This is a genomic window from Geodermatophilus sp. CPCC 205761 (assembly GCF_051383655.1).
Taxonomy (GTDB): domain Bacteria; phylum Actinomycetota; class Actinomycetes; order Mycobacteriales; family Geodermatophilaceae; genus Geodermatophilus.
On record NZ_JALPKQ010000114.1, the window covers coordinates 1 to 652 of the forward strand.

1 pseudogene is annotated in these 652 nt (G+C 75.3%); it reads right to left on the reverse strand.

Features of this window, described 5'->3' with window-relative positions:
* Nucleotides 1-652, reverse strand: a pseudogene (locus MY526_RS26960) (DUF222 domain-containing protein); the annotation flags it as partial.

Consider the following 652-nt stretch of genomic DNA (forward strand, 5'->3'; position numbering starts at 1 on the left):
TCACGCGGCCGCGTCGATCGGTGGGTGGATGAGGATCTCGGTGCCGTCGGGGCGCCAGGTGCGCCATCGGCCGTCGGGTTGTCGTTCGATCCGGAAGCCGTGGTGGACCTTGGTGTGGTGCCGCTCGCAGAGCAGCGCGCTGTTCTCGAGGCTGGTCGGGCCGCCGTTGACTCACTCCAGGAGATGGTGGACGTCGCACCAGTGGGTGGGGGCGCCGCAGCCGGTGAAGACGCAGGACCGGTCGCGGTGCTCGACCGCGCGGCGCAGGTGCGGCGGCACCACCCGGGCGGTGCGGCCGACGTCCAGCGGCAGCCCGTCGGGGTCCAGCACGAGCCGGGTGAGGGTGGCGTCGCAGGCGATCCAGCGGGCCCGGGCGGCGGAGGACCGCGCCGAAGCCCAGCTGGCCGGCGTCGGGGGCGGCGCCGGCCAGCTCGGCGGCGGGCAGGGTCAGCACCAGGTGTGGCGTCACCGTCCGCAGCACCGGCAGGCCGCCGGTGGCCAACTGGGTGTCGCAGAGCTGGACCAGGGCGTCGCCGAGCTGCTGGGCGCGGGTGCGGGTGTCTCCGGCGCACCGGCCGGCCTGCCCGAGCGCCTCCAGCGCGGTCTGCAGCTTCTCCCCGCCGACGGCATCGAGCTCAAAGCGGCCGGTGAT